Origin of the sequence: Arthrobacter sp. 260 (assembly GCF_013116745.1) — a bacterium.
Lineage (GTDB): Bacteria > Actinomycetota > Actinomycetes > Actinomycetales > Micrococcaceae > Arthrobacter_D.
In genome coordinates this window covers 61390-73559 of record NZ_JABFOE010000014.1, presented here as the reverse complement: position 1 = coordinate 73559, position 12170 = coordinate 61390, and the positions used below count along the sequence as shown (strand labels likewise).

The window sequence follows — 12170 nt, the reverse complement described above, 5'->3', positions numbered from 1 at the left end:
GGCGGGGACTGACTATTCCGCTTGGCGGTCGTGCCCCGCTACGGGCGCGGTTCGCTGGCGGGCCCGTCTCCTGCGCAAACGCCTCGACGGGGTGATCACCGTCGGACTTCGACTTACTGATGTTCGGCGGTTCCGGACCGCAGACGCTCCCCGGGCACAGCGGTTTCAAGGTTGCTCGGTGGGGAACGGCGGGTTATTTGCCGGTGTCCCCCTTGGGGCCGGCGCCGATGGACCAGACGCGCGGGTGAGTGGTGCCGTTGACGGCGTAGTCGCCAACGATGCGGGCCTTGAAGACCCAGCTCCCGGCGCATCGCGCACTGATTGCGCGGAGGCCCTGCTCAGCGATGAAGGGGGACCAGAACGACAAACAGTGGTGATGCGGCATCCGGCAGCTCCGGAAGATGCTCAGATTCCTCAAGGGGACGCAGCCTGGAGTTGTCTCGGGGTAGCTCCGGCACCCAGCGCCTTGCCAGGGTGAGCGAAACAGTCAGCCGAACCCGCCCGCCACGGGCGGGGCGCCTGAGTCGACGAAAATTCAGGCAGTCCCAAAGCTGTTGTGTGGCGGTTGGATCACGAAGGTGTGCGGTGATTGACGTCAGGGTCCGGTCCGGGCTTGCGTGTAGCCCTCCAGATGCGTCTTCGGTGGCAGTGAGCCTGTAGTCACGCCGGTGTCGAGGAATGGGCTGGCGCACACTACGTTGGCGAATCGAGAGCGCTTCTACAGGGTATTGCAGATGCTCGACGTCACCCTTGACCGCGATCGTCACGCCTAATACTGTGTGGGGTCTCGCGGCCTTCGCTCAGCGGCTTGGGCACGAGCGCCCGGTGCCGAAGCCGGTGCCCTGCGAGGCCGACTGGGCAGTGTTGCCTGGTCTTGATAAGGAGTGTCCATGACTACCCTCTTTCGCAAATCAGTCCTGTTGTCCGTGTGTCTTGCCGTTATCAGCGCCGGTTTGTCCACCAGTCCGGCACTCGCGAAGGACGCAGCACTCGTTCCTGCTCCTGTCGCAGCCGCTTCTTTCGGCACCTCGACCGCGATCCGTGCTGTCGAGGGACCTCTGAAATCCACCGCTGAGTCCTATCCATTCGGAGCTGCCGATCATCAGGAAGTACCCCAGGATTTGGCGAAGCTCGGCTACTTGGAAGAGGAATACCTGGTCAGCGGCACATCCAACGTCTACACCTGGCCCGCGGCGGGCCCGGCCCAGATCCGGACCGCCGATGCTCCCTACACCACCCGTGTGCTCGTCCGAAAGCCCGCCAAGGGCCAGAAGTTCAGCGGCAACGTCGTCGTCGAAATGCTCAACCCGAGCAACCTGTTCGACCTTAACATCGGCTGGGCGATGACGCAGGAGCAGGTCGTAGCGAACGGTGACGCCTGGGTAGGTATCACCGCGAAGCCCATCGCGGTGCAGGCACTGCAGAACTTTGACCCCGAGCGATATGCATCGCTGTCCTTCGCAAACCCACTGCCCTTGACCGACCCCAGGAACTGCGCCACTGTCGCCGCGGATTCCTCGAGGACCACTGAAAACGGCCTCATCTGGGACATTTATTCGCAGGTCGGCGCCTGGCTGAAGAGCGACACCGCCGATAATCCGCTCCGCTATGGTTCCCCAACCACACGAGTCGAGCACGCATATGGCTTCGGGTACTCACAGACAGGCGGATTCCTTGTCAACTACATCAACGGTGTGAATCCACTCGTGGTCGCGGCCGACGGCGCCCCAATTTATGACGCATATATCGTTGCCGTCGCCGGAGGCGCTTTCGCTGGCGCCTACCCTATGAACCAGTGCGAACCCGCTCCGCCTGCCGCCGATGTCCGTCGCCAGTTCAAGGACGTCGGCGTCCCTATCATGCGGATGATGTCTCAGTCCGACTATCTCCCGGGTATCGGATCCCGCCGGGCCGACAGCGACGCCCCGGGGGATCAGTACCGTCACTACGAGATGGCCGGAGCCGGACACGCGACACCCGACGAGCTGGTCTTCTCTGCATCGTCAGAGGACATCATCGCGGCGGACCGCGCCGTTCCACCCGCGTCCTGCAACGAAGGGCCGCGCAGCAGGTTCCCGAGCTCCATCTTCTTCAACGCAGCGCTGCGAAACCTCGACCTCTGGGTTCGCGAGGGCATAGCCCCGCCACGCGCCGAGCCAATCCTCGTGCGCGACGGAGCGCCAGTGCTCGATGAGTTCGGCAACGTCCAGGGCGGACTGCGTTCCCCGTTCCTCGACGCGCCCACCAGCACCTGGTACGGCACGGCAACCGGGGCATCGTTCTGCTTCATCGCCGGGTATGAAAGGCCCCTGCCGCAGAACACAATCGACAGCCTGTACAAGAACCACGGTTCATATGTGAAGGCTGTGAAGAACAGTGCACGGACGCTTGAGCGCCAGGGGTTCTTGACGGATTACGACGCACGTGACCTGCGGCAAGACGCGGCGAGAAGCGACATTCCCTAGCCGTACTGCTCAGGCTTAATCGGCTCGCTGGTCCGGTGGGATGAGCTTCTTCAACGCCGCGGTCAGGAGCGATGTGGGGCCGGCCTCGCTGGGAGTGGCGCCGTTGTGTGGTTGTTCGAACGTGAAACGCACCAGGCCGGGGATGAGGTGGGCAATTAGCGTGCACTGCTGCCGGATCGCGTCTTCTGTTTCCCCCGGTTGAGCGTGTCGGCGCAAACGAAGATACAGGATGCTGCAGACGTCATCGTGGATAGCTGACAACCGCTCCATTTCCTTATGCATCAGTGACGATGTCTGGGCGATGATCTTCATCCGCGAGGCGACGAGTTCCAGGTCAGTTCCTTCTCCGGGAAGGAGCGCGGCGAGAAGGTCCAACAGATCCCCGAGGAGGTCGGGGGAGTCTGAAGCGAGGAATTCCCGTACCTTCTGTTCGTTGAGACTGACCGGGACCGTGCCGAGGATCGCCGCGTCCTTTGTCCCGTAATAGTTGAAGAAGGTGCGCTGGGATACGTGGCTGGCAGCGCAGATCATGTCAACGGTGACCGCTTCGAGACCGTGTTCGAGCACGAGAGCGACGGCGCTCCGTTCGATAGTGAGCGCTGTCGCTGCTTGTTTACGTTGGCGCGGTCCCGGTTCTTTGGGGACTATCATGCGCGGTTCCTCCTGCTACGAGTTCGCCCTTCGCGCATTGGCGGGTCTGGTCGATTGGATCATGCGATTACTCGTAGCGTAGCGAGTCGATGGGATTCTTTCGCGCGGCCCTGCTCGCAGGAAGCGTGCCTGACACAAAGGCAATCGCCATGATTAGGGTTATGACCCCGATGATGGCTGAAGGTTCGAAAAGCAGGATCTCCAACCCGGGGAGGGCGGAGAGGGGACCTGCGCTGAGGATTGAGTTGAGCGCTGTGCCGATCGCGACGGCGGTGATGACTCCAATGGCACTGCCGAGGAACCCGATGAACGCTGCTTCGAGGCTGAAGAGGGAGAACACTTTGCCGCCACGCATTCCCATTGCTTTCATCAGGCCGATCTCGCGGGTGCGTTCCTGCACGCTCATCAGCAACGTGTTCACGATCCCGAACGCGGCAGCAATGAGCGCGACGATAGCGAAGGCGTTCAAGACGCCGACAATCCCATCGATGACGGTCTTGATGACCCCGAGTTGGTCCTGAACGGTTTGAGCACTGAAACCTGCATCAGAGATCTCGGCCTGCAACGCGTCGATCCCCGCAACAGATTGGGACGGGTCGAAGTAGGCGACGGCGAGGGGGTAACGGGCCGGGCCGGTGTCGATCCGTGCCGATTGTAGGTCCGCGGCTTCGGCAACCAGTGCAGGATTCGCGCCCGCGCCGGCGGCGAGGAGGCTGTCCTGAGATACGCCGACGACGACGGCGTCGACCGTGTGGTGCTCCCCGAGTAAATCGGTCAGACCAAGTTGGACAGTGGAGCCGACGGCGTCCTCAACGTCGGCGAAGCCAAGCGATTCCACATAATTGGAGGGAATCACTATTTCATTGGTCGATGAGTCTTGGGTGAGCTGCTTTCCTGCTAGGAGATCAGCCTGCGTGATGGAGGAGGTGGGGTTGATGCTGAACTCATACTGTGGTCCGCCGTCGAGTTCGATGAAGTCGATGGCGATGCCCTGGACCGGGTCCACGCTGAGGATCCCGTCAATACCTGCCAGTTCGGCGAGGTCGGCGTCCGTTAGGGGATCGCTTCCTCCTGCGCCCGGGAGGCTGGTCCCTTCGGCGCCGGAGGATGCGCTTGAGGTGGCGGGGTCGTACGGGACGGGGCCGTCAGTTGACGTTGGTGCGGTGCGGGAGATGATGAAAACATCATCTGTGCCTAGGCTCGCCACTTGCTTCGTGACGTAGTCGGTGACTCCCGCGCCTGCTGCTGTCGTTAGGGTCAAGGTGAACGCACCGATGAACAGTGCAAGCACGGTGAGGGTTGTCCGGAGCTTGCTGCGGAACGTGTTGCGAACGGCGGAACCGATCAGGTCAGTGGCTTTCATGCTGCGTGCTCAGGTTTGCGGGATTCGGAGACTATGACGCCGTCGTGCACAAAGACTTGGCGGTCACATCGTGCCGCGAGGTCCTCGTCATGGGTCACAATGACGAGCGTGATTCCGAGGTCTTGGTTCAAATCAAAGAGCGTGTCCTCGACCACTTTTCCCGTGGCACTGTCGAGGTTGCCGGTTGGTTCATCGGCGAAGATGACGCTCGGTTTGTTGACCACCGCCCGACTGATCACCACGCGCTGCTTCTGACCGCCTGAGAGGTCCGTGGCCCTATTCGAAGCTTTATCTGCGAGTTCGAACTGTTTCAGGACTGCCAGCCCGCGTTCTTTCCGCAGCTTGCTCGAAACACCGGCTATTTTCAGAGGCAAGGTGACGTTGTCGAGTACCGAGGCACCAGGTGTGAGGAAGAACTGCTGGAAGACGAAGCCGAACTCCTTATTGCGAACCTCGCTGATTTGCTTCGCGGGAAGCGACAGCGCATCTTGACCGGCGAAAAAAACCGTTCCTGTGTCAGGGACATCAAGCAGCGCGATGATGTGCATCAGCGTGGATTTTCCAGATCCACTCTTACCCACGATGGCAACACTCTCACCCTGGTCCACTCGGAGAGAGACATCTCGGAGCGCCTCGAACCGCCCTGTCCCGGATCCGTAGGCTTTACTGATATTCCTGGCATCGATGATCGGCGTGGATGTCATTGTTGTGAACTCTCAGTCCGGTCCCCGGATAAAAAATGCAGTGACTGCACAATAACATGCTTAGACTGTATTTGTCGTTGGTTTCGGGGGAGTACAGATCGGAGACAGGTGTCGCTTGCGCATCGCTTAGGAGCAATCAAAGTCTCGTTTGAAGCCAGTTGGGTGAAACATTCTTGGCGCACTCAGGTCGCCAGGTGGGTCAATCCATTTCCAAGTACGACTGCACCGATCATTATCAGGACGATTCCGGTAACTATTCTCTGGTTGCGTTGGAGCCACCCGAGGAGCACTCGGAGACGCACTTTCATAGCGTCTGGTCTAGCGAGAGTCAGAACGATGGGTATTGCCACGGTGACACAACCGATGGCTGTATAAGTTGCCAAAGCGATGGCAGCTTCAGCGACTGTCAAACGCGCAGTTCCAATTGCTAAACCTGCGGCCGCCGCTAGAAGCAATGCTTTTGGCCGAAGGTTCAGAACCATGCCCACACCTGCCGCAGGCAGCGGTCCGATGCGGGACATTCTGTCAATCCAAGGTGTGGTACCGGGGGTGGACTTACGAAAGATCATAGTCATGCCAAAAGTCCCCAGTGCTACCCCGATCAGGATTTCGGCGGTGCCGAGGAATGGAAGGGAACTCTGCGCATTCGCCGGGGAAGCGGCGGAGAGCCCGAGGCTGAACAACGCCGCAACCGCAAAAAGACCGGTAACCCACCCAATCAGGTAGGCGATTGGTGAGCTGCTGCCGGTTTCAGAGAGCAGCAATCCGATCCCGACGAGGATTGGGACTGTGCTGATCGCGACTGCTACTGCGATGGGAATCAGCAGCCCGAGGGCGGTCAACAAAAGTGCCTAGGGCGGACCCGCAATAGACGGTTCATTAGGCGCGATTCGCCTCCGATCGATCACCAGACCCAATACGGCAACACGTCAAGCCTCGCCTGATCAACTTCGGCGCAACATCACCCGAATGAGGTGATCTGGCTTGGGGCGAGTCATCGCATAGTGAGGGCAATGTCCAGAAGAGGGAAATATGGCGTGGCGGGGCGGAAGGCGGGATTCTCAAACCATCCCGTCGGTCGCGCCCGTAGATGGCGCAGTTGATCCAGCAGTTCCGCCCGCATCTCCGAACCGGCGAAAGCCGCTCGGTGAATCGGAACCCAGGGAATAGATTGAGGTCTCCAAGATCGTCTGTGGCAGCTGGCCCCGGGAGTTGGAATTGTGCCCGTTATTCAGCAGCGCTTAGGCAAGGGTTCCTTTCAGCGCACACAGTTCCTTTGAGAGTTCAAGAGTGAATGATCGGAGCGATGGGATTGTGTGGCAGCAATACGGGGGCGCTGAGCGATGAGGACTCAGCCATCGGGCTGGCCCTCGTCGATGTGGCGACGATTAGCCTGCTGCACGAGCAAGCCCTCCGCGAAAGCACCCTGGTCAACGACCAGTTGCAGCGCGCCTTGAACAGTCGAGTCTTGATCGAACAAGCGAAGGCTGTAATTGCTCAGATGAACGGCGTCGACATGAACGAAGCCTTCGCCCGGCTCGCCCGGTACGCGCGACCAGACCACCTGAATCTACGGGAGCCCTCAGGGAAGATCGTCGAAGGTTCCCTCGCCCTCTAACCCTGCGTCGTTTGCGACCCCCTTTTGACCATGCTGGGGCGGTGTCTGCTTCGTGATGCGGTACCTTTCTGCTGGGAAGCAGAAATCAGGAGCAGTCTCCTGTCGGACGGAAGTACCCGCGGCGGAGCGGCGGCGGCAGTGTCGGGGACACGGTAGGTATCTCGATCGTCCGCGGTCGGCAGTCGTTAGTCGTCGCCTGGCCAGGGACCGTAACGGTCGGTCATCACCTCGGGAGTCACCTGGACTTCGTCGCCGAAGGACGGTACTCCCACACCGTCGATGTCGAGCCCGATCTCCGGCAGGACGTCCTCAAGCACAACACGGTTGTCCCAGTTTGAGGCCACGGGTTCCTCGGGGCGTTGCCCGACCACAATCTGGAAGCTGATCCCGGCGGTCGGCTCGAATCCGGTGAACGACCACGTCGTTTCCAGGGCCGCGTCAAGCAGCGCCGCCAGTTCTTCCCCGGGGTCGGAGTCCACGTAAATCCGGGCGCTCAGCCGGCGGTTGGTCGGAAATCCGTCCGATGAGGTCCACAGGTACGACCCGTTGACACCGGGCAGCTCATCAAGCCGGGCCTCGGTCCGCTTCAGGTCACCGGTGGAGCTGCAACTGACGAACAGCACGACAACCGCAAGCATCAAAGCCAGGACCACCACGCCAAGGCCCAGCCGTCTTTTGGAACGCATCCGTTCACCGCCTCACGTAGGGTTTGGTTGACGATCACTGCCATCGCCCCCGAAAAGGGGAAGATGCTGGCTCCGTCCAGGAGTTCAGACTGTACCGTGGCGGACGCACCATCTGCGCCAGTGCCTCTTGCGGGGATCGTGTCCGAGCACAATACCCCCGGGTTGCACGTCGCCGTCGACCTTTTTTGGAGAATCACCCACATGGATAAAATCTTTCGCCGGATTCTCTGGGGACCGCCCGAGTTCAGGCCAGTCCCGGACGCATTGCCCACGGCGCAGGAGATGGCGGTCTCCGCCCGCCTGCGCTCGAGCGTCCTGGCGGTTGGCCTGGTCCTTGTTGTGGTGTCCGTGGCCGGCTACGCATCACTCATACTATTGACCGCGGCCGGTGGGTCCTCCGCCGGTTTCCTCGCGGCATCCTGGGACCTGAGCGGTATTGGTTTCGACCCCCAGTTACCGCGGACTTTCTATTTTGCCGCTGCGGCCGTTGCCGGATTCCTGATCGGCTCCTGGCTGCTGCTGATCCACAGCATCAGTTCGCGGCAGCCCGACGCCGTCGTGCAGTATCAGTCTTTCCCGCGTCTGCTGCACAGCGTCAACCGACCCGTCCTGCCAATCGGACTCCCATTACACTGTGCCTGGGTGGCTCTCCTGTTGGGACTGTACGTTTTCCTGCTTCCGGTGCAGCAGGAGTACGGCGTTCTTTCCCCTCGTAACCGTGTCCTGAACGAACAGCACCTGTACCTGCTGCTGATCGTCCCGGCCATCGCCGCGGTCGGCGCGGCGACCGCGACACTCGTGTCGGTGATCAAGAAACTGTCCTATCCCGGGCAGATGAGGCGACACCCCAATTTCGTTCAAACCAAGCCAAAACCCTACTTCTACCGCAACGACCGGCGAGGTCAAGGGCTCGACCTCTCAGTGGCTTTCATCGGTGGTGCGCTGCTGTTTCTCGCTCTATTCGCCGGGTCCCGCGACTATGCGGGTGCAGCACTTCTCATGATTCCCGGGGTCATCACCATTGTGATTGCCATCGTGATGGCCTTCCAGACCTGGCGTCGTGGGGAACCGCTCTACCTCGAACCCGCCACGGAGCCCAAAACAGACAAGGCTTAGGCATGCGCGCGTCGGTGACCCACACACGCACCAGGGATCTCACCACGCCCCGTACTCGCTCAAGGATTCTCCTCCTTACGAGATATTCAGGACTGCTAGTGAGCGCCAACTTGTCATCGTTACATGCGGGGTGACTTGGAGACCCGAGACGTTCAAATTTTCCTCATAGCCCGGAAATAGGCGGAGAAGGGTTGAGTATTGCTTCGGCGGCGCTGGTGAATGCATCGAAGAGCTTCGTTGACGGGGGTAACACTTGGGTCATCAGGACGACTGCCGCTCGGTGCTCGGGCCAGCTGTACCAGAGCGTGCCTAGCCCCCCGCCCCATCCGTAGCGACGTCCACAATTTCCGTCGCTCACTCCCATTCCATACCCCCATCCGCCTCCATCCAGGAAGGGTTGCGCTGAGGGGCCGGATCTTTGTTCCGCGGTGAGCTGGTCGGACGTCGTCGCCACAACTGATTCGGCGGACAGCAGTCCGCCGCTGTCATCGAACAGCATGCCGGCGAATCGCAGCAAATCACTTGCCGTGGATACCAGGCCACCGCGCGCGTCGGGGATCGCCGGTGGCGTCGACCATCTACATCTCGAGGATGTTGTCAAAGAGCATCAAACCGTCCTCGCTTTGCGCGAAGGCAGGCACAAGGTGCTGGGGCGGAGCGACGAACCCAGTCTGAGACATGGCAAGGGGTGTGAACAGTCGCTCACGCATGAGGACGTCAAGCGACTGTCCTGTCGCGCGTGCAAGCACGATTCCCAGTACCCCGAAAGCTAAGTCGTATCTCCAGGTTGTGCCCGGCTGCTCCAGCAAGGGCAGTCTGGCGAAGCGGGCCAGCCATTCATCGGGTGAGGGCATCGCCGAGGGGTCAGGGGGGCCAAACCCCAGGCCAGCTTTCTCAGCGTCTTTCATTGCGGGACAGGCACTCTCAGGGACGAATCCGAAGCCCATCCGCATCGTCAAGAGATCCTCGATCGTGATTGATCGTTGAGCTGGGACGGTATCCATCGGGTGGCCATCAATCCGGCGCAGCACGCGGCGGTCGGCCAATTCAGGGACGAATCTCTCGACCGCATCGTCGAGGTTCAACACACCGTCTTGAACCAGGAGCAGTGCGACAGCGGCAACCAGGGGCTTCGTGTTGGAGCTGATACGCATGACCGCATCACGGGTCATCGCGGTAGCCCCGCCAGGTTCAGTGGTCCCCACAGCGGCCACCGAGGTACGGCCGTGATCCACGACCCCCACGACAGCCCCGGGAACTTCACCGTCGTCCACCATCGGACGGATCGTCTCGATCAGCTGTAGCGCTTCCATCGCCTGATCGTAACAGTGGCCGGTTTTGGGGTGATCGAACTCCTTGAAGTTGGTTCGGCACCGGATTTACTGTTGCACTGGAAGGGCTGTCGGGTCGCGTATTGGAGGCGTTCACTAATGTCGGGGTGGAACGACGAAAAACTTAGTCACCTTGTGTGTTCCCGATTCTCTTGCGACCAAGCCGGCTTCCTGACCTTCCCCACTTCGTTTCCGGCCCGATTGCGGAGGTGAGTGTGAAGACTTCGCATACGATCAAGGCGCTCACTCCGGTGACTTTCCCCGCCTGGCTAGCGCTTGCGCAGAAACACAACGGAGTCTGGGGCGGGTGCTATTGCTCGTATTTTCATGGTGACACTGCGGACACAGTCAAAGCCAAGTACGACGGGCCAACGTTCAAACAACGACTCGTGGAGGAGGGCGTCGCACATGCTGCGCTCGTTTTCGACGGCGAGGACGCGATCGCCTGGTGCGAGTACGGCAGTCCGGCTGAGCTGCCGGGGATCTACCACCGTAAGGAATACGACGCTGGCGAGACTAAGCCAGCACCGTGGCGCATTACGTGCTTTTTCGTCGACCGCGACCACCGACGATCGGGCGTAGCGCGGGAAGCGCTAGACGGCGCGCTCCAGCTGATCGCCCATGCAGGCGGGGGCGAGGTGATCTCGTTCCCCAACGAACTTGTCCCCGGCAAAAGGACGTCGTCCTCGTTCCTTCACAACGGCACTCGCGCCATGTTCGAGAAGGCTGGGTTCACGTTCGAGCGCCACATCGGCAAGCGCAAAACCGTAATGCGCAAGACGATTCAACCTGCCCCGGGCTGAGCAATGCCGCCGTGAATCCAACGCACAAGTGTTCGGTATTGATCACTCAAACTTCTTCCATTGCCCTTCGGAAACCACCTCGACGGAGCCGTTGACGACCTTGATGGCGGTTTGTTCGTCGATCGCATAGGCCGGGCCTCCGAGGTCGGCGGCCCACCGCTCTGCGTGGGTAGGAGTGTTGGTAGGGAAAGCGTTTAAGTGCGGGAAGATCGAAAAGTCGACCACTCCTAGCGTGCGATCGTCCGGCGCAGAGGGCCACTCGACGAAAGAGTTTCCGACGCGGGGCGCCATCACCATGCTTCCGGCACTCACTCCCACCCAGACCGTGTCGGGAAGTGACGGCAGCAGGTCGGCTAGCCCGGACTCCCGCATCCAATGGGAGAGGTAGGTCGCGTCGCCGCCGTCGACCAGTAACACGTCCGCTTCCTGAAGCCACGGTACCCATCGCTCCTTGCCGATGGTGGGCAGTGCGGTGAGCTCGAGAACTCCGAGCGAAGCCCAGCCCAGACCGGACAGGTGACGGAAATCTGGCTGGGCGGCCAGTAGGCCCCACACCGAGGCCGGTCCGCACAGTGGGTGCCCCCACTGCGCCGTCGGGACGACCAAAGCGCGGCACTGGCTGATCGGCTTATTGAGAAGTTGCACGAGCGCCGAGTGAATGCTCGGGTTCGTCACACCGCCTGACGTAAGCAAGAGTTTCAAACGTTCCTCCGAAGTTTTGCGTGGATAGTGGGTGTGCTTGACGACGAGGGACTGACTGGGCGGGAACTCACCGGCCTACCTAATAAGCCTGCCGGCGTCGCGCTCGGCACTTCAATAGGTATTGCGTAGGAAATGTTCTTACCCACCGCCGGGGAGCGATTGGCGCCATGCGGCCTACTCTTGCAGGTCTGTAGGTGGAGCAGTTTGCGCTAGTGGTGTTTTTCTTGCAGGAGTAGAGTCCGGCTATGTCAAAGGACCCTGTTGAGACGAATCCTGAGAACTACCGGCTGGTGTTCGAAAACAATCGAGTGCGCGTGCTTGAGTACACGGATAGCCCTGGGGACACATCGACCGAGCATCATCATCCCGACAGCGTGATGATCACGGCCAGCTCGTTCCGCCGCCGACTTTCATCAAATGGTAGAAGCATCGATGTGGAGTTGCCAGCTGGTGTGGCACGGTGGTTACCGGAGCAAGACCACTATGGTGAAAATACTGGCGACACGGATACGCATACATTCTTTGTTGAACTCAAGGAAGCCGCGCCCGACTCATCTGGGGAACACGCCGATTATCTTGGGCCCATCCGATCGTAGACGGCGCCAATATAGCAGGAGCAAGAGTCGGTACCTTGACCCGCCTGCTTGGAAGGATCGCCTAACCGGGTGCGTCCAAGGTGGTCGAGGCGTTGCGGACTGGTATCGGCTTGGATCCACGACGACCCGCGGAGG

General features: G+C 60.6%; 13 protein-coding genes. 5 read left to right on the top strand and 8 right to left on the bottom strand.

Features of this window, described 5'->3' with window-relative positions; all coding sequences use genetic code 11:
- Positions 1 to 193: 193 nt before the first annotated feature.
- Entirely contained in the window at positions 194 to 385 is a 192-nt protein-coding gene (locus HMI57_RS15015) for a hypothetical protein (protein WP_171586751.1), read from the bottom strand.
- A 505-nt stretch (positions 386 to 890) separates the two neighbouring features.
- Between HMI57_RS15015 and HMI57_RS15010 the strand changes: the two genes are divergently transcribed.
- Positions 891 to 2465, top strand: a complete 1575-nt coding sequence (locus tag HMI57_RS15010) for an alpha/beta hydrolase domain-containing protein (protein ID WP_171586815.1) — start codon at positions 891 to 893, stop codon at positions 2463 to 2465.
- Positions 2466 to 2480: 15 nt separating this feature from the next.
- Here HMI57_RS15010 and HMI57_RS15005 read toward each other — a convergent pair whose 3' ends face one another.
- The 4 genes from HMI57_RS15005 to HMI57_RS14990 form a co-directional block, all read right to left on the bottom strand.
- Positions 2481 to 3116 (bottom strand): TetR/AcrR family transcriptional regulator, encoded by a 636-nt coding sequence (locus HMI57_RS15005; protein WP_171586814.1) that lies wholly within the window; start codon positions 3114 to 3116, stop codon positions 2481 to 2483.
- A 67-nt stretch (positions 3117 to 3183) separates the two neighbouring features.
- On the bottom strand, positions 3184 to 4479 hold the full coding sequence (locus HMI57_RS15000; protein WP_171586813.1) for an ABC transporter permease: 1296 nt from the start codon (positions 4477 to 4479) through the stop codon (positions 3184 to 3186).
- Entirely contained in the window at positions 4476 to 5183 is a 708-nt protein-coding gene (locus HMI57_RS14995; protein WP_171586812.1) for an ABC transporter ATP-binding protein, read from the bottom strand. Before HMI57_RS14995 ends, HMI57_RS15000 begins: the two co-directional genes overlap by 4 nt.
- Positions 5184 to 5365: 182 nt before the next feature.
- Positions 5366 to 6025, bottom strand: coding sequence for a GAP family protein (locus HMI57_RS14990; RefSeq protein WP_171586811.1), 660 nt, complete (start codon positions 6023 to 6025; stop codon positions 5366 to 5368).
- Positions 6026 to 6489: 464 nt separating this feature from the next.
- Between HMI57_RS14990 and HMI57_RS14985 the strand changes: the two genes are divergently transcribed.
- Positions 6490 to 6801: an ANTAR domain-containing protein gene (locus tag HMI57_RS14985; protein WP_171586810.1), complete on the top strand. Its 312-nt coding sequence runs from the start codon at positions 6490 to 6492 to the stop codon at positions 6799 to 6801.
- Between the two features lie 185 nt (positions 6802 to 6986).
- On the opposite strand, the gene HMI57_RS14980 is transcribed toward HMI57_RS14985, so the two are convergent.
- Positions 6987 to 7487 (bottom strand): hypothetical protein, encoded by a 501-nt coding sequence (locus HMI57_RS14980; RefSeq protein ID WP_171586809.1) that lies wholly within the window; start codon positions 7485 to 7487, stop codon positions 6987 to 6989.
- Positions 7488 to 7688: 201 nt separating this feature from the next.
- Here HMI57_RS14980 and HMI57_RS14975 point away from each other — a divergent pair, with 201 nt between their 5' ends.
- Positions 7689 to 8603, top strand: a complete 915-nt coding sequence (locus HMI57_RS14975) for a hypothetical protein (protein WP_171586808.1) — start codon at positions 7689 to 7691, stop codon at positions 8601 to 8603.
- Between the two features lie 578 nt (positions 8604 to 9181).
- On the opposite strand, the gene HMI57_RS19415 is transcribed toward HMI57_RS14975, so the two are convergent.
- Positions 9182 to 9916, bottom strand: coding sequence for a serine hydrolase domain-containing protein (locus tag HMI57_RS19415; RefSeq protein WP_171586806.1), 735 nt, complete (start codon positions 9914 to 9916; stop codon positions 9182 to 9184).
- A 227-nt stretch (positions 9917 to 10143) separates the two neighbouring features.
- Here HMI57_RS19415 and HMI57_RS14960 point away from each other — a divergent pair, with 227 nt between their 5' ends.
- Positions 10144 to 10737 (top strand): GNAT family N-acetyltransferase, encoded by a 594-nt coding sequence (locus tag HMI57_RS14960; RefSeq protein WP_171586805.1) that lies wholly within the window; start codon positions 10144 to 10146, stop codon positions 10735 to 10737.
- Between the two features lie 42 nt (positions 10738 to 10779).
- On the opposite strand, the gene HMI57_RS14955 is transcribed toward HMI57_RS14960, so the two are convergent.
- Positions 10780 to 11439 (bottom strand): Type 1 glutamine amidotransferase-like domain-containing protein, encoded by a 660-nt coding sequence (locus HMI57_RS14955; protein ID WP_171586804.1) that lies wholly within the window; start codon positions 11437 to 11439, stop codon positions 10780 to 10782.
- A 245-nt stretch (positions 11440 to 11684) separates the two neighbouring features.
- On the opposite strand from HMI57_RS14955, the gene HMI57_RS14950 reads away from it, so the two are divergent.
- Entirely contained in the window at positions 11685 to 12035 is a 351-nt protein-coding gene (locus HMI57_RS14950) for a cytoplasmic protein (protein ID WP_171586803.1), read from the top strand.
- Positions 12036 to 12170 lie beyond the last annotated feature (135 nt).